Source organism: Halovivax limisalsi (assembly GCF_023093535.1).
Classification (GTDB): domain Archaea; phylum Halobacteriota; class Halobacteria; order Halobacteriales; family Natrialbaceae; genus Halovivax; species Halovivax limisalsi.
On record NZ_CP095757.1, the window covers coordinates 2881473 to 2901815 of the forward strand.

Genomic DNA, 20343 nt, shown 5'->3' on the forward strand with positions numbered 1-20343 from the left:
GACTGCTGCTCTCGACCGGTCGTCCGCCGCGTCGGACGGACGCCTCACTCGCCGCCCCACGTCCGATCGACGGTCCGTCGGCCGTCTGTCACCGGTGGCTCCGACCGGCATGTGAACCGTCCGCTCGAGACGGGCGACGATCGACCGTCCGCTCGTTACGGCCGTCGGTCAGCGCCCGTCACTCGACGTCGACGCCCTCCAGACCGTCGCCATCGGGCGTCAGTTCCTCAGTCGGTTTCTGGGCGATGGCGGTCCCCAGCGCGCCGATCCCGCCGTTCTCGTCGCCGATCCAGCTCACGCTGCCGTCGGGTTCGAGAAAGCCGAAGCGGCCGCCGTCGTCGTCGATGACGAGGACGCCCGCGAAGAAGCCGTTCTCGCCGGCCGCGACGGTCGCCTCGTAGCCCTGGGCCTCGAGCTGGTCGCGATAGCGCTCGAGTCTGGTCTCTAATTCCGCGCGATCCTGCATCGTCAAGCGTTCGAAGTAGGTGTCGAGGTTCGGTGTCATCTATCGTGAATCGTGGGTCGTCTCATCGTTGGCGGTCCACGGTCGTCTCATCGGTCATCGCCCGAGGTGTCGGTCTCGTCGGTGTCGTTGGACTCTCGCGTCGGTTCATCCGTCGGTCGGGTCCCGTCGGTCGATTCGCCCGCGGATTCCAGTTCGGCGAGTAAGCTGTCCGCCTCGTCCAGCCACTCGGCCGCCCGCTCGGTCGAGACGCCGCGCGACCCGGTGCTGACCAGCTCCGCGAGTTCGTCCGGCGAGCGCTCGACGAGGTCCGAGAGCGTCTCCACGCCGTGTTCCCGTAGTCTGCTGCCGAACGTCGGGCCGATGTCGTCGACGAACTCGACGGGCTGCGCCCCGCCGGAGAGGACGGTGATCATGCCGCGGGCTTGTTCGATCCAGTCGCGGGTCCGATCCGCCGAGACGACCGCCCCCTCCGCGCTCACGACCTCCGCGAGTTGCTCGGGCGAGTGAGCCACGAGGTCGGCGATCGACTCGATACCCGCGGCTTCGAGATCAGCCGAGAACTGCGGTCCGATCCCCCGGACCGCGTCGACCGACTGGCTTTCGGGCAGCCCGTCACCTCCGCCGGGTCGACCGGGGAACGGCCCGTCGACGATCTCCTCGTACTCGAGGTCCGGAAAGTCGTCGGCGTCGACCAGGTCGAACAGTTCGACCGAGAGAGACAGGCCGGTTTCGTCATCCGAGTCGGACTCGGTAACGTAGAGTTCGACCCCGTCTTCGGTCGGTTCGGCCTCGAGGCCAACGTCCAGCGAGACGGAGACGTCGGAGGCGTGGTAGACGGGGACGGAGCCGTCCGGCGGAATCGCGCCCCGTTCGACGAGTTCCAGATACCGTGCCCGACCGTGCTCGACCGCCTGGACCTCCGCTTCGGAGAACGACTCGTAGAGAGCCTCCAGGAAGGTTCGGAGTTCAGTCATCGTCTCGTTCCTCTCCGTCTCCGTCCTCGGTCGGCGGTTCAACCATCTCGTCGGACGGGTTCGGCGTCGCCTCGAACGCGCGGTCCGTCCGTCCGAGCCCTCGCGACGGAGCCGTCGGTCGACCGCCGTCGGATTCGGTTCGCTGCTCCGCGTTGAGACGTTCGGTCCGTTCCTCGTCGATCCGGTCGTTCGTCATCGTCGACGCGACGCGTTCGAGGCGGTCCATCCCCGCCGACTGGTTCGTCACCTCCGCGACCATCCGGACGTTCAGGTCGTAGCTCGATCGGCTGGTCCGGTCGACGGCCGTCTCACGTGTCGATGGCGTGACTTTGAGACGGGTGGGGTTGAGTGGGCGGATCGGGTACCGTGGCTTGCTGGCGGTCGCGAGCGACGCCTGGTCGGCTTCGTCGTCATCCGGCTCCTCGACGGTCGTGATCTTCGCGGAAAACTCCTCTTCGATCTCGTGGATGACGAGGTTCGGGACGGACAGAAAGAGCAGGAGGGGGATTTCCAGCTCCCTGGCGACCCGACGCGACTCGCCGGTCTCTGGATCCGGTTCGGTCGTCGTGTACCCGAAGCTCACCGTGACGAGATTGCCGTCCTCGTCGTAGCCGTACTCCCGGAGAAGCTCGACCGTCTCGGTCTGGGCGGCGACGTTCGCGTCGATCGCCGCGATCAGCGGCCCCGAGAACAGCGCCGACAGCGGGAGATCCTCGAGTTGTTTCGTCACCAGTTCTCACATCCGAAACGCATCATTCGCCGCCGCCCGACGCCTCTTCCTCCGACGTTTCGGTGATCGTCTGCTCGAGCACGTCCAGTAATCGAGTTACACCTGTCGGGGCCTCGATCGAGCCCGCCTCGATGTGGACCGACTGATCGTACTTGCGTTCGATCTTCTGCTGGCGCTTCTCGGTCCGCTGGTAGCTGCCGCCGACGTTGAACCCGATGATGCCGCCGAGCAGGCCGCCGACGCTCCCGCCACCGCCGCCCTCGGTCTCGACTCGCTTCGCGTGAACTGAGTTGAGCGAGACGTTGAAGTCGACGGTGACGTTGTTCACTTCGAAGTACGGCACGTGGAGCAACAGCAACAGCGGAATCTTCATCTGGAATTCCTGGGTCTCGACCTCCCCCTCCGCGTTCGTCGCATCCTTCCGGTAGTGGAAGTTGACGTACACCGGCTCCCGCTGGGCGCCGAAGGTATCGAACCCCTCGCTCTCTTTGAACGCGACATCCTGAATGAACTGCGCGGCCGTCTCGGAGGCCTCCGCGTTCGCCTCGACCGCCGCGTTCAGTGGCGCGCCGAGGATCTTGCTGTACGGAATATTCCCGAGTTCCTTCGGGAAGTCTGGTCTTGGCATACTGTCCCAAGTTGGTATGTGTACCCATCACCGATAAATATACTCGTCCAGTTATTACTTTTAATAAAATTGGTTAGAATCGCACACATACATAGTTACCTAGGATGGAAACCGATGAAAAGAATTATTAGTAGATATTGATTCGTAACTTTCGATTTGTTCGAGTGGATGCCGCCGGAATCGGCCGCGCGGATTCGAGAACGGTACCGAAACCTCAACTGACGACCGATGTCGTCAATCGGCGCCACCGGTCGCGGCCCGCGCTTCTACGACCGCCCACGAGACCCCGCCTGCGACCACCCCCCCGATTCCGGGGGCGGCCGGGACTCTCTGGGGCGGCTGGGAAACATCGTGGGCGAGCGGCGACTTTACACCGGACGAGCGGCGACCGGACTCGGCGACGTACGAGACGGTCGAGGGGACGTCGGGACCGCTCAATGGGAACTACAACGGTTCGTTCGGCGGGCGCCGTGGGGGGATCGTCGCAGCTTCGCCGGCGCGGTTACCCGCACTTATTCACTTTCACCGCGCTGACCCAACCCTCTTTGTTGCTGGCGACCCAGAAGACCTCGATGGAGGAATCCGAGTCGGTCGACCGCGACGCGCGCCCGTCGATCGATTCCGACGTGGACCCCGTCGACCGCGACGTGCTCGAACTGTTCGAGCCCGCGGTGCAGGAATGGTGGGTCCGCGAATTCGGCGAATTCGTCCCCGAGAACGGCGGCTTCTTTACACCCCCGCAGCGAGGCGCCATCCCCAAGATCCACGAGGGGACGAACACGCTGGTCTGTGCGCCGACGGGCTCGGGAAAGACGCTCGCCTCGTTCAGCGCGATCATCGACGAGCTCTTTCGGCGCGATCGCGAGCGAGCCGAGGGCCTCGATAATTCGGTCTACTGCCTGTACGTCTCCCCGCTGAAGTCGCTGGCCAACGACATCCACCGCAACCTCACCGTGCCGCTCGAGGGGATCGAGTCGATCATCGACGAGCGCGGCGACGACGTGGGCGAGATCCGCCACGCCATCCGCCACGGCGACACGCCCTCCTCCGAGCGCCAGGCGATGCTCGAGGAGACGCCGCACATCCTCAACACGACGCCCGAGACGCTCGCCATCCTGCTCAACTCCCCGAAGTTCCGCGAGAAGCTCCGGACCGTCGAGTACGTCGTCGTCGACGAGATTCACTCCCTCGCCGAGGGGAAACGCGGGACCCACCTCTCGGTGAGTCTGGAGCGACTCGAGACGATGACCGGCGGCGACGTGACCCGCATCGGCTGTTCGGCGACGATCGACCCGCTCGAAGGCGTCGCCGAGTTTCTCGTCGGCCGCGAGCTGGCGACCGACGCGACCGATGAGTCGCTTCCCGCCGAGCCGCGCGACTACGAGATCGTCGACGCCCGCTTCGCGCGCGACTTCGACCTGCGGCTCGAGTGTCCGACGGACGACCTCATCAACGCACCCCGGGACGTCGTCCAGACGCGCTTCTACGAGCGCCTCCACGAGTTGATCGAGGAACACACCAACACGCTCGTCTTCACCAACACGCGCTCGGGCGCCGAACGCGTCCTCCACGAGTTACGCGAGCGGTTCCCCGGGGACGGAGGCGGCGCGGATGGTGCAGACGCCGCCGGCCGCGAAGCCAGCGGGGACGGTGGAGGCGGCGCGGACGGCGAGGCAGGCCGGAACGTCTCCGCCGGCTACGACGAGTCGAACTCGGCCTGTCACCACGGCAGCCTCTCGAAGGCTGTCCGACAGGACGTCGAGTCGAAGCTCAAGTCCGGCGAGCTCGACATCGTCACCTCGTCGACGTCGCTCGAACTCGGCATCGACATGCCCCACGTCGACCTGGTCGTCCAGGTCGGCTCGCCGAAGAGCGTCGCAGCGCTCCTCCAGCGCGTCGGGCGAGCCGGCCACCGCGTCGGCCAGACCGTCACCGGGCGCGTGATGGCGCTCGACCGGGACGAACTCGTCGAGTGCGCGGTCATGCTCGCGAAGGCCGAGGAGGGCTTCGTCGACTCGGTATCGATCCCCGAGAACGCCCACGACGTCGCCGCCCAGCACGTCTACGGCATGGCGATCGCCGAGATCAGGCCCGAACGCGAGGTGAAAGCCATCCTCCGGCGGGCCCATCCGTTCCGCGCGTACGACGACGAACGCTACGAGCGGCTGCTCCGCTACCTCACGGCCGCCTACACGGGCCTGGAGGATCGCAACGTCTACGCCAAGATCTGGCGCGACGAGAACGACCCGCCCGAGGGCGAGCACCACTACGCCGACTTCCCCGTCGGCGAGACGCTGATCGGCAAGCGCGGCCGCCTCGCCCGCGTCATCTACATGACGAACATCGGGACGATCCCCGATTCGTTCACCTGCAACGTCCACACCCGCGCCGGCGACGAGTGGGTCGGCCAGCTCGACGAGGACTACCTCGATACCCTGGAGAAGGGCGACGTCTTCGTCCTCGGCGGCAACCACTACGAGTACCGCTATCGCCGGGGCTCGAAGGTCTACGTCGACCCTACGCGCGCCAGACCGACCGTCCCCTCGTGGTACTCCGAACGGCTGCCCCTCTCGACCGATCTCGGCCGGGAGATCCTCGACTTCCAGGCGCAGCTTCTGGATCACTACGCGGACGGCGGGGCCGCCCGCGTGCGCGCCTGGCTGCGGGACTTCCCGATGGACGACGACAGCGCGCGAGCGCTGGCCCGGCTCTTCGACCACCAGTTCAAGTACGCGGGTCCCGAGAGCGTCTCGACGCCCGACCGACTCGCGATCGAGGTCGAACGCGACCGCGACGAGTACGAACGCCACTACTACGTCCACTCGAACTACGGCCGCCGGGTCAACGACGGCCTCTCGCGGCTGCTGGCGTACCACTGTTCGCAGGCGGCCACCGCGAACGTCCGCGTCGCCGTCGCGGACAACGGCTTCGTCCTCTCGATGCCGCTCAACCGCAAGGTCGACGTCCCCGGCATCCTCGAGGGGCTGGATCCGGCCGCCGTCCGCGAGGACCTCCGGGACGCGCTCTCGGGGACGGACCTCCTCCAGCGGTACTTCCGGATCAACGCCACGCGCTCGCTGATGATCCTCAAGCGCTACAAGGGCTACGAGAAGTCCGCGAGCGAACAGCAGGTCTCCAGCGAGATGTTACTCGGCTTCGCGGAGGACCTCGACGAGTTCGCCGTCGTCGAGGAGACCTACCGAGAGATCCTCGAGGACAAACTCGCCGTGGACGTGATCGAGTCGATCGTCGATCGGATCGACGCCGGCGACCTCGCCGTCGAGCGATCGCTGCTCGACTCGCCGTCGCCGCGCGCGTTCGGCCTGGCGACGCTCTCGGCGAGCGACGTCGTCCTCGCCGAGGACGAGAGCGCCGCCCTGCAGTCCTTTCACGACCGCGTCGTCGCCGAAATCGACGACGATCCGCCCCGCGGCGTCGCGACGAACGACTGACGGCGTCGACGGGGCGCTCGTAGGCTCCGCCGGTGCGGAATCAGGTCCCGGCTCCACCGGGAGCAACCCGCACCGCCCAGCACTCGACTCGCGACGAGCAACCGGCAGGACCCAACAGCCACTTCGGCCTGCTCGACCGATCGAGGGTATGAGCGACGAGGATCACGATTCGGGGTCGACGGCGTACGACGGACGCGACGACGCGTTCCGGACCGTCTTCGAGAACCGCGTCCGGCTCCAGGAGACCGATCGGCAGGGGATCGTCTTCTACGGTACCTACTTCACCTACCAGGACGAAGCGATCGCGTCGTACCGGCGGGCGATCGGCTTCGGCGGGGCGTTCGTCGACGAGGCGGACTGGACGACACGCATCGTCGCGACCGACCTCGCCTACAGCGACTCGGCTCGCTTCGAAGACGTCCTGGAGAACGAGGTGCGAGTTCGGCGGATCGGCGAGACCTCGATCACGTTCGACTACCGGGTGTGTCGCGAAGCCGACGGGCGGCGCCTCGCCGAGGGGACCGCGACCCAGGTCGTCGTCGACAAGGCAACGACAGAACCGCGACGGGTCCCCGCCTCGTTCCGGGACGCCGTCCGCGACTTTCAGGGACGCGAGTGACGGAGACGCCAATTACCGGCGCGGCCGGCGGATCGACGGGCGAACCGGTCCGGCGGGCGGAACTGTCGACGTCCGAGCGATACGTTCAAAGGCGGCGTCCACGCAGGCCCGGGTATGCCCGGCAAGGTCGGACCCGCGGAGTTGACCAGACACGTGTTCGAGCGAACGGGGAGCGGCGACGATCGCGTCCGACAGGGCCCCGCGCTCGGCGAGGACGCGGCCGCCATCGACGTACCGGCCGGAACGCTGGTCGTGAGCGCCGATCCCATCTCGCTCGCCGCGAGCGAAGTCGGCCGCCTGGGCGTCGTCGTGGCGTGTAACGACGTCGCGGCCGCCGGCGCCGACCCGCGGTGGCTGACCGTCGTCTGTCTCCTCCCCACCGACGACGAGGACGCGCTCGAGACGGTCACGGCCGACCTCGACGCGGCCGCTCGCGAGCACGGCGTGACGATCGTCGGCGGGCACACCGAGTACGTCGACGCGCTGGAGCGACCGATCCTCTCGGTGACCGCGATGGGATTCGCGGATCGCTTCGTGCCGACCGGCGGCGCGACGCCCGGCGACCGGATCGTCCTCGCCGGGCCCGCCGGCCTGGAGGGAACCGCCATCCTCGCGAGCGACTTCGCAGAGGCATACTCGGTTCCGGACGACACCGTCGAGTCGGCGCTGTCGTTCTTCGACGAACTCTCGGTCGCTCCGGCCGCCGAGATCCTGCGCGAGTCGGCGTCGGCCATGCACGATCCGACCGAGGGCGGCGTGGCGGCGGGGCTCGTCGAACTCGCCCGGGCGTCGAGCGTCGACGTCGACGTCGATCGTGAGGTCATCCCGATCAGGGCCGAGACGGCGGCGCTCTGCCGGGCGGCGGGCGTCGATCCGCTGCGGATCTTCGGCTCCGGCGCCCTCCTCGCGACCGTCCCGCCGGCGGCCGTCGACGGTCGCCTCGACGCCCTCGCGGCAGCCGGGATCGACGCCGCCGAGATCGGCGTCGTCACCGACAACGGAGACGGCGCCGTCGACCTCGACGGCGAGCGGCTGACGGCGGTCCCGACCGACGACCTCTACCCGCTCTGGGAGGCGGCCGACGCCTGACGCCAGCCGATAGCGGCCCGGCCACCGCCCGCGCCGACATCGACGACTCACGGCTCGAAACGGAGCGAACGTACTTCTCCATGTGCTGCCTCGGATACGCCGACCGACAGACAGCGACCGCCCGGACGCTTCCGACATGGCTTCAGACACGACGTTCGCGGGTGCCAGCCGGCTCGACGAGCGCGGGGTTTCGCCGGCGCTCGGGTTCGCGATCGCCATCGTCCTGATTCTGGTGCTGGCCGTCTCCGTCGGCGTCATGGTCGGCGCGATCGCGGAGGAGCCGGGGCCCGACGCAACGTTCGAGTGGTCCCAATCCGGGTCGGGCGCCGACAAACGGCTCGAACTCGCCCACGCGGGCGGCGCGGTCGTCTCCGGAAGCGAGCTCCGGCTCGAACTCGACGGCACCGGTCGCTTCGCGGCGAACGCCACGCTCTCAGCGTGGGGGCCCGTCCGCAACGGCAGTACGCTCACCGTCGGCCTCGTCAGGGGAGCCGTCGTCGTCGACGGACGGGTCAACGGGACCGCGGCGAACGGCACCGCCGTCATCGCGTTCGCCCCGGACGGCGAGCCCCTCGAGCGCGGCGTCGTCGTCGCCGAACTCGTCGACGTCGAGTACGACCAGCTGACGGAAGCGAAGCTCGTCTGGCAGGGGTCGTACGCGTCGAGCGAACTGGCCTCGACCTACGTCGACTGAAAGCGTCGCGAACGGGCCGAACGCACCCCGTTTCACTGCTTACGCCGCCCACTCGAGCAACCGTCGGTAGACCGGATCGGTTTCGAGGGCGGCCTCGTCGCCCACCAGGACGAGCGCCCGCTTCGGGCGCGTGATCGCGACGTTGAGCCGGCGATAATCCTCGAAGATCGGCCCGGAGAGGTCGTCGCTGGCGACGAACGAGACGACGATCACCTCCTGGCTCGATCCCTGGAACCGATCGACGGTGTCGACGGCGACCGCCGACGGCACGGCGCGCTCGATCTCCCCGACCTGGGCGCGATAGGGTGCGATGACGCCGATGTCGGCCGGGTCGAGCCCCGCCGACGCGTACGCGTCGACAACCGACGCGATTCGATCGGCCTCGATCGCGTCCGTGTAGGTTGCGGCGTCGCCGTCGACGTGCAGGAAGGTGACGGGATCGACGAGGTCCGCCGGCAGCCGCTCTCGCGAGACGCCGTCGAGGTCGTCGACCGTGCGGCCGGCGACCGCCGGCGTCGCGGGTCGAAGCGCGCCGTCGTAGAACTCGGTGGAGGAAAACGCCTGGATGCGCTGATTCATCCGGTACTGGCGGTCGAGGAGAACGCCCGCCTCCGGTGTCGCGTCGGCCAGGCGCTCGAACAGCGAGACCGTGAGCGGATTCGCCCCGTCATCGGCGTCGACGGTGCCAGCGGACGGGGCCGCCTCGACTGAGTCGCCGGACGGGGTCCCCTCGATGGACTCGCCGGCGCCGTCCGAGACGACCTGATCGCCACCGGAAGCGACCGGGTCCCCAGCCGATGACCCGGCTTCTCCTGACTCGTCCTGTGAGAGGGGCGCCGGCAACGTCTCGGCCTGGACGACCGGCGGCAACTGCTGGTGGTCGCCGACGAGGACGAACCGGGACGCGAGGTGGATCGCCGCGTAGGTGCCTGGTTCGGTCAGCTGGGCGGCCTCGTCGACGAGCGCGACGTCGAACGACTGCTCTTTCATGACCCGCGAGCCGCAGGTGGCCGTCGTCACCGCGACCACGTCGGAGTCGTTCAGCGCGGCGACGCGCTCGGCCGGCGATCCCTCGCGTTCGAATCGCAGGTCGCGCATATCTTCTCGGACGCCGCGTTCGGTCCCCATGCGGGCGATCCGGTCCGGGTCGATGCCCGCGTCGAGCAGCGCCTCCAGCGCGTTGTCGACGGCGCGATTGGTAAAGGCCGACAGCAGGACGCGCTCGCCGCGATCGAGGAGCGCCTCGACCGTCTTCGCGATCGTGTAGGTCTTGCCGGTCCCCGGGGGCCCGTGGATCAGCGCGTAATCGCGCGCGCCGACGGCGAGTCCGACCGCCTCGTCCTGGGCCGCGTTGTTGTCGACGAACGTCTCGTCCGGATCGTCGAATTCGGGGTCGGCCCGGCCGAAGAGGACGTCCTTGCGGCGCTCGTCGCTCGTCAGGAGGACGTCGTGCAACGCGGTGAGCAGGCGGTCGGTCGTGAGTTCGCTGGGGTAGACGTCGACGCGCTCGACGGGGACGCGCTCGTCGGCGGTGAGGACGAGTTCGTCCGCGTCGAGGCGCTCGATCCGGGCGAGTTCGGCGCTGCCGCCGACGGGATCGCCGTCGCTCGCGAGCACCAGGTCCCCCTCGCGGATCTTCGTCGAGTCGACCGCGCCGCGCTCGGCGCGCAACTCCCAGCGACCGCCCTCGAGTTCGGTCGCGCCGGCGAACGTCAGGTCGATGATCGCTCGATCGTCGTCCGCGCGTTCGTCGGCCGACTGCTCGAAGAGCTTGACGTACTCGCGGTGGACCTCGCGTCGCTCGGCCTCGATCCCCCGGTAGAATCGCTCGAAGAACGCCCGCTCTTCCGGCGGGAGCGCCTCGCCGATCTGGCCGGCTTTCGACTCCTGGTCGAGCCGCCCGGAGACCACCATGCAGGTGTCGCGCTCGAAGCAGTACTCGCACTTCGCGTCGGCCTCGTACCCCGTCGGGGTCGTCCCCGCGACCGCCATCGCGGCGAGTTCGTTCCGCAGGCGGAGGACGTACGCGAGCAGGCCGCGCCCGACCGAGAAGTCCTTCGCGGGCGTCAGATCGCCCGTCTCCTCGTTGCGATCGAGCGCGGAGTTCTTGGTGTAGAGCAGCGTCGCGGTGTCGACGGAGCCGCCGTGTTCTTCGAGGACGAGCGCGTAGAGCGCGGCCTGGACTTTGTCCTTGAACCGGGGTTCCTTCTTCAGGTTCTTGCCCGTCTTGAGTTCGACCGGCGCGCCCCGGCGGATGGCGTCGGCCCGCCCCTTCAACCCGAACGTCTCGCTGATGAGCAACTGCTCGGAGCGCCACTCGTCGTCGTCGCTCAACCGGCCCTGCGCGAGCCAGCCCTCGATCGCGGCGGCGTTCTCCCGAACGTCTTCGGCCACCGACTCGGCGTCCTCGCCGAGCAGGCCGAGTTCGAGCGCCCGCTCTTCGATCCGGGCGTCGATCGACTCCTCGAGGTCGCGACCGCGGAGCAGGTCGCCGAAGACCTCGTGGACGAGGGTCCCCTTGAGGACGGGATAGTTCAGCGGCACGCCGGAGAGCTTGTTGAGGTAGTACAGCCGCGGGCACTCGACCCACGAGCGGACGTCGGTCACGTCGACGAGGTAGTCGGGTTCGACGACGACGTACGACTCGCCCGTCGTCGAGTACTGGATCTCGCCGCGATACTCCTCCACCGCCGGCTCCGTGACGACGAGTTCCATCCCCGATTCGAGCAGCGACGCCGTCTCCGTCCACTTGCCCCACAGCGTCACCGTCGTCACGGGCTCGGCGTCCCCGTCGTCGAACTGCCCTAGTTCCGCCGCCGATGCAGCGTCGTCGGCCGACCGATCGATCGTCACATCCCGCAGCGTCACCTCCGCCAGTTCCCGCTTTCCCCCGCTCGTCGAGACGGTTCGCGTCGACACGTCGCCGGTGACCCGCCCGCGTAACTTCACGGGGAGTACCTCCGCCGGAACCGGAAAAACGCTGTCGGTCCCGTTTCCGTTTCCGATACCGAGAGCGGATCGCGGTTATCGTACCAGGGGTTCGTGATCGGGGCGGACCGGTTCACCTCGTACCGGATCAGTTCGTCCCGCGTCCCGCCAGTTCCGGTTCGATCCACACTCGTCTCAGTTGTACTCGCGCCAGCGATAGCCACACTCGGTGCACTTGAAGAATCGCGTCGGCGGTTCGTCCGCCGAGCCCGTCTGCTTGATCGTGTACCACGCTTCCTCGGTGCCGCAGTCGTCACAACGGACGTCGGTCGCGATCGGTTTCCCCTCGAAGTTGGCCGACTCGTCGGACTCGATCACGTCGTCGGTCGACTGGGACTCCGTCGTGACGAAGGCGGCCTCCCGGTCGCGATCGCGCTCGGTCGTTTCCCCGCAGTTCGAACACACCATCCGGTCGCCGTCGGCCTTCATCATCGAGCCGCACTCCCCACAGAACTGCATGCGCGCCGATACGGAGGCGACGGGCAAAAACGTCCCGTCGCGTCGCGCATCGAGGAGGTACCAGCGGCCCGGGTCCCGGAACGGCACCTACGTCGCGTCCTCGATCGCCTCTTCTTCGCGGACGACCGGACAGTTGGCGACGGTGAACGTCTCGAGGTCCGTGAGTTCGAGGATCGTCGTCCCCTCGTGGGAACACGCGACCTCGGGCGGGTCGCTGAAGTGTTCGCAGCCCTCGCAGTAGGCCCGCTTCGAAATCTGGCGAATCGTTCGCTCCTGGACGTCGCTCGTCGGCGCACTGTCATCGCGTTCGAGGCGCTCCCAGAGGCGCTCGGCGTCGAGTTCGGTCACGGATTCGCGATCGAACAGCGCCGTCGCGTCCGAATCCGGGGCCGCCTCGTCGTCCGCGTCGCCCTCGGTCGGTGCTCGAGCGCTAGCCCTGACGCGTTCCGCCAGCCCGGAAAACGGCGCGGCGTCGGCGTCCCCGGCCGGTGTATCCGCCGACGCATCCTCGTCGGGTGGACGAGCGGACGGCGTCTCGTCGGATGCGGGGTCGAAGACGAACGCGTCGCCACCGTCGATACCGTCGTCGCCGGTGACCGAAGCCGCTCCATCGTCCGCCTCTGCTCCGTCGCCCGCACCCTCGCCATCCCGTCCCATCACGTCTCCGTCGTCCGCGTCGGCGGCTTCGTCGGTGTCGACCGACGCCTCCGGTTCGTCCGCGTCGGTCCCGACCTCGCGATCGGAGGCGTCTTCAGGCATCGTCGCTCACCCCGGATTCGCCGTCGGTCTCGCCGAGGACGGGCTCCGACTCGGTTTCGTCCGGGGTGGCCGCGTCGAGGAGTGCGCTGTCCGGTTCGCTCGGTTCGTCGTCGCCGGGAAGCTGGGGGTGTTCCCCGACCGAAAGCGAGTGCGAGCCGAAGATCGAGCTTCGGGGCTCGACGTCGACGAACGCGGCTTCGCAGTGCGGACAGGTCGGGCGGGTGAGCAGCGCGATCTCGAGGCTCGCGCCACACGCCTCGCAGTCGGCGTTCCCGATCCCGTGGCGATTGGCCGTTCGCTTGAGGCGTTCGGTCGCGTTGCGCCGCCGTTCCCGGGCGACGACCGTCGCCCGCCAGTCGCGGAGTTCGAGGATCGCGCGCGCGAGCGTCGCGGACTGCTCGGTCAGCGTCTCCGTCTCGTCGACGACGTGTTCGAACACCGATTCGAAGTTCTCGAACCCCTCGTCCGTTCGCGACTCCAGGGCCTCGAGCTCGGCCTCGATCGACGCGAGCGACGATTCCAGCGCCGCGATCGCGTCGCGCTCGGCATAGGCCTCGTGGTCGTGGTCGGCCGGCGCGTTCGCGTCGGCCTCGCGCTTGACCTGGAGGACGCGCTCGCGGACGTCCTCGACGTGATCGACGAACTCCTCGCGCTGGGCCTCGAGTCTGGATTCGAGCGCCTCGAGATCGCTCGCCGTCGCCAGTTCGGCGTCGACGTCGTCCCTCGCGAAGACGTGTGCCGCCTGAATCAGTCGCCGACAGGTCGTCTCGGGAGGCTCCCCGTGACGGTCGGCTTGCTCGTTGACCCACCGAGTGACCTCGGGGGGCAACGACTCCGCGACCGTCCCGTCCTCGCAGGGCTCGCTCGCCATCGAGCCTACCTTGTGGCGGTTTCTCCTTAACCGTTGTTCCCAACTCAGCGTTCGTATCGACCGCGTCGCGGCCGCGGATCCGATTCCGGCGGGATCGCCCGGGTCGACAAGCCCCGCCGCAGGGTCGAACCGAGGGGTTCGGCGTCCGGTGTGACCCGACGACGGAGGACCCATCGAGAGAGCGAGTGATGGTGAGACCCTGGTCCTCACCTGATCTTCCTGACGTTGCTGATGTCGAAGCCGCTCTCCCTGATTTCCGTCTCGAAGCGCACGATATCCTCGCTCTCGATGCGCGAGAGGACGCCCCGGAACTCCTCGACGACGAGCGTCCGCGCCCGCTCTGAGCCGCCGCTCTCCCACTCGAAGGCCAGCGTGCCGTCGACGGCGTCCTTGAGCCGGCCCAGCGTCGTCGGATCGATCGAGGCCGTGCTGGCGAGCAGGAGCACGAGCCCGCCCCACTGGTAGGCGGCTCGCGAGAGTCCCTTCAGCATGTAGATCAGTTTCGTCGGGCCGATTCGCCCGCCGGCGGCGTCGAGCAGATCGGTCACGGAGTCGACGATCACGAGGTTCCCCGCCGCGTGTTCGGTGAAGAACTCGCCGAGCACCTCGAGGAGTTCGCGTCGCTGCTGGTTCTCGCCGAGCTTTCTGATGTCCGGCGTCGTCTCGGAGTACCACTCCGTCGGGACGGGCGTGAGCTGAAAGTAGTGCTTCGAGAGGTCCTCGACGCCGATCTCGGCCGCCGCAGCGTCGACGAGATCGTCCTCCATCGCGAACCGCATCTCGTCGAGCACCGCGTCGGACTGGTCCGTAAACGTGACGTAATGGACGGCGCCGGGGCGGGTCGCGGCGGGCTCGAGGTCGCCGTAGTAGAGCTCGAACTGCGTCCGGTCCGCCCTCGCGAGCGCGTTCAGCGCCGCGCTCGTGTAGCAGAACTCCCGGGCCCCGGCCCCCACGTCACCGGTGAGCAACACGACGCTCCCCGCGGGCGCGCCGCCCCCGATCGTGGCGTCGAGCCGCGAGATGCCGAAGGGGATCCGATCCATGCAGTGTCCATACCCGAGCGACGATAAACCAGTTGTGGCAGCCCGGTCGCGCTATCGCGAGCGGCGTCGGCCGACGCCGACGGTAACGGGCCAGTGAGACACAATCAGGAGGGCCAGAACGAGTAGCCAGCGGGCCCGTCAGGAATCGACGCGCGCACCCGACCGGGCCGGTTCGCTGACGAGTACCGATCCCTCGAGTCCGAGCTCGTCGAGCACGCGGCGCGCGTCGGCCGCCGCCTCCGCGGCGCGTGCCTCGTCGGTCACCCCGTACACCGCCGGGCCCCACGACGACTGGCCGAGTCCCGAAAGCACCGACCCAGATTCGAGCGCGTCGACGAGGCGGCCGGCCGGCGGTCGGTAGAGGCCGCCCTGCGTCTCCGCGTACCAGCTCCCGTTCAGTCGTCCGATTCGACCGATCGCGTCCCCGAAGGCGTCGAGCCGGCCCTCCGCCGCCGCCGGGAGCAGCCGCCGCGTGAGGACGCCCGCGATCTCGTCGGCCGTCGCCGGGTCGCCGCTCTCGACCACGCGCCGGATGCTGTCGTCCTCCGCGTCGCCGCTCCGGCCGGTTTCGGCCGCGGGCAACGCGACGACGAACCGCCAGTCCGCGGGCAGGTCGTGTCTCGCCACGACGGGCGGAACGTTCCACTCGCCGGTCGCCGGCGGCTCGGCCGTAAAGCGGGACGTGGGGTGGCCGCCGTCGACGACGAACCCGCCCGCCTCGAACGTGGCCACGCCGACCCCGCTTCGACCGCCTCGGCCCAGCTCGGGCGCGTGTTCGCGAACCCGGGGCTCGAGATCGTAGGCGTGCGCCGTGGCCGCGTAGATCGCCAGGGCCAGCTGCGTCCCGCTGCCGAGGCCGACGTGGGCCGGCAGTCGTCGCTCCACGGACACGTCGACGCCCGCGACGGAGAGGACGGAGACGGCCCGCTCGGCGTACCGTCGGGTCACCTCGTCCGGCGCGGAGACGGCGTCGGCGCGACTCGCCCCGACGCGAACGCGGGGCTCTGCGAGTCCGACGCCGATCCCGCCGTAGAGGCGTTCGTGCGTCAGGGAGAGGTTCTGAAAGCCCACGTGCAGCCGCGCGCCGGCGCTGACCGTCACCATCGGATATCGACGTACGGCGGGTCGTGTAAAGGGGATTTCGGCGCGGGCAACGCCTGCAGACGTCCCCAGCGGGATCGATGGATCAAGCCCAGCGCCACGCAGATGGGGTTTCGCCGGCGACCGGTCCGCCATCGACCGGGCCAGGCACACTTATTCCGCCAGCGGCCCAACGTGGAGCGTGATCGTCGTCGCGACCGATGACTTCGAGCTCTATCACGAGGTCGTCACGGAGCTTCGCGAGCGCGAGACCACCTTCACCACGGTCGAACCCGACGCCGACCTCCCCGAGGCCGCGACCGTCGTCATCACCGACGCCGAGACCGAGGCTCGGTTCGCGGACGCGGACGCCCCGGTCGTGGTCGGCGAACCGGACGAACCGCGGCTGGCGGTCGATCGCGCGCTCGCGCTGACGCGAGCCGGGGGCGGGCGGACGACCGTCGGCGTCGACCCGGGCCGCCGGCCGGGCATCGCCGTCCTCGCGGACGACGTCGTCGTCGCGGCGTTCCAGGTGCCCCTCGCCGACGCCGTCGACACGATACTCAGCGAACTGGACGAAGCGACGGAGCCGATCGTACGGATCGGCGACGGCGCGCGCCTGCAGGGGAGCACGCTGATCAACGACCTCCCGGACGACGTCCGCGTCGAACTCGTCGACGAGACCGGGACGACGCCGTACCTCGGCACCGGCGCGCGCGGCATGGGCGACGTGATCGCCGCCGCGAACATCGCCCGCATCGAGGGCGAACCGATCACGGAACGCGAGATCGACCCGACCGCCGGCGAACTCCAGCGCATCAAGGATCGCTCGCGCGAATCCGGCGACTCGAACCGCTCGATCGACGAGTCGCTTGCTCGCCGGGTCGCCGCCGGCGAACTCACCATCGACGAAGCCCTCGAGGCCCACCGCGAGACCCGCGCCGACGAGCAGGACAGCTGAGAACGAGCGAACGCCTCCTATCCGTATTTCGATCGGTTCGGATCCCGAAACCGAGTATACCCGCGCCGAGTGCGACGACCACCGACCGGGTCAGTCGTCCTCGCCCGGCGAGAACCTGTCACGGCTCTCGTCGACCGTCGGCTGTCCGACCTCGTCGCCGTCGCCCACCGATCCACCCGTTGATCCGTCGGATCCGACGCCGTCCGCACCGTCAGCGCCGGTCGCGGCGTCACCCGGTTGCGCCCCCTCCCGACCCGCGGATCCGGCGGGGGAGTCGTCGGCGCCCACGCCCGCCGGTCCCGCCGTCGATTCCTCGGCCGACGGCTCGTCGAACGAGATGTCCGGTCCGAGGTACCGCGTCCAGACGACCAGCAGGCTCGGCAGGACGAGCACGCTCGCCAGGAAGGCGTAGATGATCGTCATGCCGGTGATGATGCCGAACTGCTGGAGCGGCGGGATGATGGCGAAGGCGAGCACGCCGAAGCCGCCGACCGTCGTCGCCGCCGAGCCGAGCAGGGCGCCGCCGGTCCCGGTGATCGTCCGTGTCATCGACTCCCAGACCGATCCGGTCCGCTCGAGTTCGAGGTTGTAGCGCTCGCTGACGTGGATGCTGTAGGCCACGCCGAGCCCGACGGTGAGGCTCGTGATCATCCCCGTCATCACGTTAAAGGGGATCCCGAGCAGGTACATCGTCCCGAGGATCCACGAGACGCTCAGGAGGACCGGCAACAGGGTGACCGCGCCGAGGGTCGCGCTGCCCTCCGTAATGCGGTAGGTGGCCATCAGGAAGGCGAAGACGGCCACGAACGTCACCAGCAGGCTCTCGATGACCGTGTCCATCAACTGGTCGGAGACGATGTGGAACAGGATCGTCTGGCCGGTGGCCGTCGCCCGGACGCCGGGCCCCTCGATGCCCTCGGCGATGGTTCGCATCTCCGCGGTGACGGTGCCCATGTCCGCCGCCCCGCTGGTCGAGATGACCATCCGCACGTCCGTGTACTCGCCGTCGGCGGACCGGTGGATGACGTTCGACGCCTGTTCGGGGGCGACGGCGAACAGTTCGTCGTACACCCGCTCGACGTTCTGGTCGGGGACGCCGTCGTTCCCCACGGTGTCGGCGGCCGCGAGCGTCGCGTTGAACGACTCGTTCTGGGCCGCGACCTCCCGCATCGTTCGCAACGGACTCCGGAGGTCCGCCTCGCCGCTCGACAGCGTGACCACGACCGAACTGTTGGCCGCCGCGCGCTCGGCGTCGGCGAGGCGTTCTACCGTCGCCGGATCGGTGACGCCCTCCCCTTCGACGACGATCTGGGCCTGCGAATCCTCCCGGACGAAGTTCTCGTTGACGAAGGCCAGGTTCTCCTTCATCGTATACTCGCCCGGCCGGAGCGGTCCCGGCAGGTTGTCCGTCCACTCCGGCGGCTGTTCGGCGATGAAGTCCTCCTGGTCGAACGTCGTATCGACCTGGGAGGCGCCGTAGGCGCCACCGGCGCTCAACAGGAGCGCGAGGACGATGACGACGATGGGCGCTCGCCTGGCCGCCTTCGAGCCGACCGAGAGGAGCTGACTGAACCGGCCGCCGCCGGTCCCGAACGCGCGCTTCCGGCGGTCGTAGCCGTGGCGCTCGAAGAAGTCGTCGAGTTCCACCTTCATCGCCGGGATCAACAATCCGAAGATGAGCAGCGCCGCCGTGATGCCGACGGCGCTGACGACGCCGAAGTCCTGAATCGGCGGGACCGGACTCGTCAAATTCGAGAGGAAGCCGATGACCGTCGTCGCCGTCACCCAGACGAGCGCGACGCCGACGCCGGCCAGCGCCACCTTCATCGATCCGCGGCTGTCACCCGATCCGGATTCGCCACCCGCCTGGCGCTGTTCGCGGTGGCGCATGAAGATGTGGATCGCGTAGTCGATCGAGAGCCCGATCAACAGGACCGGGACGGCGATGAAGATCTGGTTGAAGGAGATGTCCGCCCAGCCCATGAAGCCGAACGTCCAGACGAGGACGGCCACGATGCCGAACACGCCCACGAGGATGTCGAGGACGTCGCGGTAGGCCACGATCAGTGCGAGGACGACGAACAACAGCGCGAGCGGGCCGACGATCGCGAGGCTATCGACCATCGAGTTGTTGATTTCCTCGCTCATGATCCCGCCGCCGAAGATCATGACGTCGAGACCCTCCGCGGTCACCGCCTCGTCCGCGACGGACTGCATGGCCAGCTGGGCGTCGATGATCGCATCCGACGTGGTCATGCCACCCTGGCCGCCACCACCGCCGCCGCTGGTCTCGTGCGTGACGAGCAGCATCGTGGCGTTTGCCTCCATCGACCCGATCTCGTAGTCGGTCGGCACGAACGCCAATCCGTTCAACCGGCTCGATGAATCCTCGCTCAGGACGGTTCCGAGCGCGTGTTCGTACGACGACGCGTTCATCGATTCGATCGCCTCGATCTGTTCGCCGAGCGAGGGCGTCGACGCGTTTTCCAGCGCTGCGCGCTCGGTCCGCAGCTCCTGGCCCAGTTCCTCGAGTCGAGCAGCCTCAGACTCGAGTGCCGATCGGCGCTCCGAGAGCGCCTCGTACTCGGCTTCGAGCACGCCCTGGGTTCCCAGCTGGTAGGCCTGCGACACCTGGGACTCGTTCTCGGCAGTTCGCAGCAGTTCGACCGCCCGCTCGAAGGTGGCGAAGTGCGATTCGTTTAGCTCGACCGGCGAGGCCTGATTCGCCCGCTCGAACTGCGTCTGCGGCGTCGCGGACGAATCGGCCTGCAGCGTTTCGAGCGCGCTGCGCAGCGACTCCGAAGTCGCGTTCAGTTCGGCTCCTCGCTGCTCCAGCGCCGCAGATTCCGCCTGAACACTCGCGTTCAGCCGCTCGACCTCGGCGGCCTGCTGCCGGAGTTCGCGTTGTTGCTCGCCCCTGATCGCCGTGAGCGCCACGAGATTCGCCACGCCGACCGTCGGCTGCTCCGTCGAGAGCGTCCGGTTGATCGTTTCGTCGGTTCTGAACGCCTGTTGCAGTTCCAGTTGCGAGACGAGCGCGTCCTGTGAGAGGACGTTCTCGTCACCCCGCACGATCACCTGCGCCGACGTGGTGTTATCCTCCCCGCTCCCGAAGTTCTCCCCCGCTTCTTCCAGCACCGCCTGCTCCGGCGAGTCGCTCTGAAAGGCGTCGAGCGAGGACTCCTGGGTAACCATCCCCGCACCGGCGCCCATCACGACCGTCAGAACGAGCATGACGGCGATTACGGCCCGGCTGTGATCGACGATCCGCCCCGAAAGTCGGTCCACCCAGCTCATATCGCGACCGACCCCCCATCGGCCACCGCTCCGGTTCGCACGCGACTCTCGTCAGTCATCTTGTGATTGAATAGTCAATCAGCACGTAAGAAGTTTCTCACTTCGGTCGATCGGACCACCGGCGCGGGGCTTCCTACCGCGACGCGTGGCGCGGCGCGCCACCGGTGTGGACCGACCACGTCAACCAGTCCGTTCGACTCGTCCGTCCGGTGTGACACCGCGAGGGACGCCGA

Annotated in this window: 16 protein-coding genes; 5 read left to right on the forward strand and 11 right to left on the reverse strand. The window is 68.4% G+C overall.

Going from position 1 to position 20343, the window contains the following annotated elements; translation table 11 throughout:
* Window positions 1-178: 178 nt before the first annotated feature.
* Genes MXA07_RS13470 through MXA07_RS13485 form a run of 4 tightly spaced genes read right to left on the reverse strand, consistent with a single transcriptional unit; the run spans window position 179 to window position 2798 of the window.
* Window positions 179-505, reverse strand: coding sequence for a hypothetical protein (locus tag MXA07_RS13470; protein ID WP_247729111.1), 327 nt, complete (start codon window positions 503-505; stop codon window positions 179-181).
* Between the two features lie 47 nt (window positions 506-552).
* Entirely contained in the window at window positions 553-1440 is an 888-nt protein-coding gene (locus MXA07_RS13475; protein WP_247729112.1) for a helix-hairpin-helix domain-containing protein, read from the reverse strand.
* Complete coding sequence (locus MXA07_RS13480; protein ID WP_247729113.1) at window positions 1433-2170, reverse strand: DUF2589 domain-containing protein; 738 nt, start codon at window positions 2168-2170, stop codon at window positions 1433-1435. The genes MXA07_RS13475 and MXA07_RS13480 overlap by 8 nt, the downstream gene beginning before the upstream one ends.
* 22 nt (window positions 2171-2192) lie before the next feature.
* Window positions 2193-2798 carry a DUF2589 domain-containing protein gene (locus tag MXA07_RS13485; RefSeq protein WP_247729114.1) on the reverse strand — a complete coding sequence of 202 codons (606 nt, stop codon included), beginning with the start codon at window positions 2796-2798 and terminating at the stop codon, window positions 2193-2195.
* A gap of 572 nt (window positions 2799-3370) precedes the next feature.
* Here MXA07_RS13485 and MXA07_RS13490 point away from each other — a divergent pair.
* The 4 genes from MXA07_RS13490 to MXA07_RS13505 all read left to right on the forward strand — a co-directional run bounded on the left by MXA07_RS13490 (window position 3371) and on the right by MXA07_RS13505 (window position 8652).
* Window positions 3371-6250 (forward strand): DEAD/DEAH box helicase, encoded by a 2880-nt coding sequence (locus tag MXA07_RS13490; protein ID WP_247729115.1) that lies wholly within the window; start codon window positions 3371-3373, stop codon window positions 6248-6250.
* A 148-nt stretch (window positions 6251-6398) separates the two neighbouring features.
* Window positions 6399-6869 carry an acyl-CoA thioesterase gene (locus tag MXA07_RS13495; protein WP_247729116.1) on the forward strand — a complete coding sequence of 157 codons (471 nt, stop codon included), beginning with the start codon at window positions 6399-6401 and terminating at the stop codon, window positions 6867-6869.
* A 114-nt stretch (window positions 6870-6983) separates the two neighbouring features.
* On the forward strand, window positions 6984-7958 hold the full coding sequence (locus MXA07_RS13500) for an AIR synthase family protein (RefSeq protein WP_247729117.1): 975 nt from the start codon (window positions 6984-6986) through the stop codon (window positions 7956-7958).
* Window positions 7959-8094: 136 nt separating this feature from the next.
* On the forward strand, window positions 8095-8652 hold the full coding sequence (locus tag MXA07_RS13505) for a type IV pilin domain-containing protein (RefSeq protein WP_247729118.1): 558 nt from the start codon (window positions 8095-8097) through the stop codon (window positions 8650-8652).
* Window positions 8653-8691: 39 nt separating this feature from the next.
* On the opposite strand, the gene MXA07_RS13510 is transcribed toward MXA07_RS13505, so the two are convergent.
* The 6 genes from MXA07_RS13510 to MXA07_RS13535 form a co-directional block, all read right to left on the reverse strand.
* Window positions 8692-11601 carry an AAA domain-containing protein gene (locus MXA07_RS13510; RefSeq protein WP_247729119.1) on the reverse strand — a complete coding sequence of 970 codons (2910 nt, stop codon included), beginning with the start codon at window positions 11599-11601 and terminating at the stop codon, window positions 8692-8694.
* Window positions 11602-11775: 174 nt separating this feature from the next.
* Window positions 11776-12099: a transcription factor S gene (locus MXA07_RS13515; protein WP_247729120.1), complete on the reverse strand. Its 324-nt coding sequence runs from the start codon at window positions 12097-12099 to the stop codon at window positions 11776-11778.
* An 87-nt stretch (window positions 12100-12186) separates the two neighbouring features.
* The gene (locus tag MXA07_RS13520; RefSeq protein ID WP_247729121.1) at window positions 12187-12858 is read right to left on the reverse strand and encodes a DUF8135 domain-containing protein; all 672 of its coding nucleotides are present in this window, start codon (window positions 12856-12858) and stop codon (window positions 12187-12189) included.
* On the reverse strand, window positions 12851-13729 hold the full coding sequence (locus tag MXA07_RS13525; RefSeq protein WP_247729122.1) for a hypothetical protein: 879 nt from the start codon (window positions 13727-13729) through the stop codon (window positions 12851-12853). Before MXA07_RS13525 ends, MXA07_RS13520 begins: the two co-directional genes overlap by 8 nt.
* Before the next feature lie 206 nt (window positions 13730-13935).
* Window positions 13936-14772, reverse strand: a complete 837-nt coding sequence (locus MXA07_RS13530) for an RAD55 family ATPase (RefSeq protein WP_247729123.1) — start codon at window positions 14770-14772, stop codon at window positions 13936-13938.
* 138 nt (window positions 14773-14910) lie between these two features.
* Window positions 14911-15876, reverse strand: a complete 966-nt coding sequence (locus MXA07_RS13535; RefSeq protein WP_247729124.1) for a beta-ribofuranosylaminobenzene 5'-phosphate synthase family protein — start codon at window positions 15874-15876, stop codon at window positions 14911-14913.
* Between the two features lie 178 nt (window positions 15877-16054).
* Here MXA07_RS13535 and MXA07_RS13540 point away from each other — a divergent pair, with 178 nt between their 5' ends.
* A complete protein-coding gene (locus tag MXA07_RS13540) occupies window positions 16055-16813 on the forward strand; it encodes a hypothetical protein (protein ID WP_247729125.1) in 759 nt (252 codons plus the stop codon).
* Window positions 16814-16903: 90 nt separating this feature from the next.
* Here the strand turns inward: MXA07_RS13540 and MXA07_RS13545 are convergent, their stop codons facing one another.
* Window positions 16904-20110: an MMPL family transporter gene (locus tag MXA07_RS13545; protein WP_247729126.1), complete on the reverse strand. Its 3207-nt coding sequence runs from the start codon at window positions 20108-20110 to the stop codon at window positions 16904-16906.
* Window positions 20111-20343 lie beyond the last annotated feature (233 nt).

Bases quoted from the DNA above. Each gene is read 5' to 3' on its own strand.
- MXA07_RS13470 (WP_247729111.1), bottom strand. From the start codon at position 505: ATGACACCGAACCTCGACACCTACTTCGAACGCTTGACGATGCAGGAT.
- MXA07_RS13475 (WP_247729112.1), bottom strand. From the start codon at position 1,440: ATGACTGAACTCCGAACCTTCCTGGAGGCTCTCTACGAGTCGTTCTCC.
- MXA07_RS13485 (WP_247729114.1), bottom strand. From the start codon at position 2,798: ATGCCAAGACCAGACTTCCCGAAGGAACTCGGGAATATTCCGTACAGC.
- MXA07_RS13490 (WP_247729115.1), top strand. From the start codon at position 3,371: ATGGAGGAATCCGAGTCGGTCGACCGCGACGCGCGCCCGTCGATCGAT.
- MXA07_RS13495 (WP_247729116.1), top strand. From the start codon at position 6,399: ATGAGCGACGAGGATCACGATTCGGGGTCGACGGCGTACGACGGACGC.
- MXA07_RS13500 (WP_247729117.1), top strand. From the start codon at position 6,984: ATGCCCGGCAAGGTCGGACCCGCGGAGTTGACCAGACACGTGTTCGAG.
- MXA07_RS13505 (WP_247729118.1), top strand. From the start codon at position 8,095: ATGGCTTCAGACACGACGTTCGCGGGTGCCAGCCGGCTCGACGAGCGC.
- MXA07_RS13515 (WP_247729120.1), bottom strand. From the start codon at position 12,099: ATGCAGTTCTGTGGGGAGTGCGGCTCGATGATGAAGGCCGACGGCGAC.
- MXA07_RS13520 (WP_247729121.1), bottom strand. From the start codon at position 12,858: ATGCCTGAAGACGCCTCCGATCGCGAGGTCGGGACCGACGCGGACGAA.
- MXA07_RS13525 (WP_247729122.1), bottom strand. From the start codon at position 13,729: ATGGCGAGCGAGCCCTGCGAGGACGGGACGGTCGCGGAGTCGTTGCCC.
- MXA07_RS13530 (WP_247729123.1), bottom strand. From the start codon at position 14,772: ATGGATCGGATCCCCTTCGGCATCTCGCGGCTCGACGCCACGATCGGG.
- MXA07_RS13535 (WP_247729124.1), bottom strand. From the start codon at position 15,876: ATGGTGACGGTCAGCGCCGGCGCGCGGCTGCACGTGGGCTTTCAGAAC.
- MXA07_RS13545 (WP_247729126.1), bottom strand. From the start codon at position 20,110: ATGAGCTGGGTGGACCGACTTTCGGGGCGGATCGTCGATCACAGCCGG.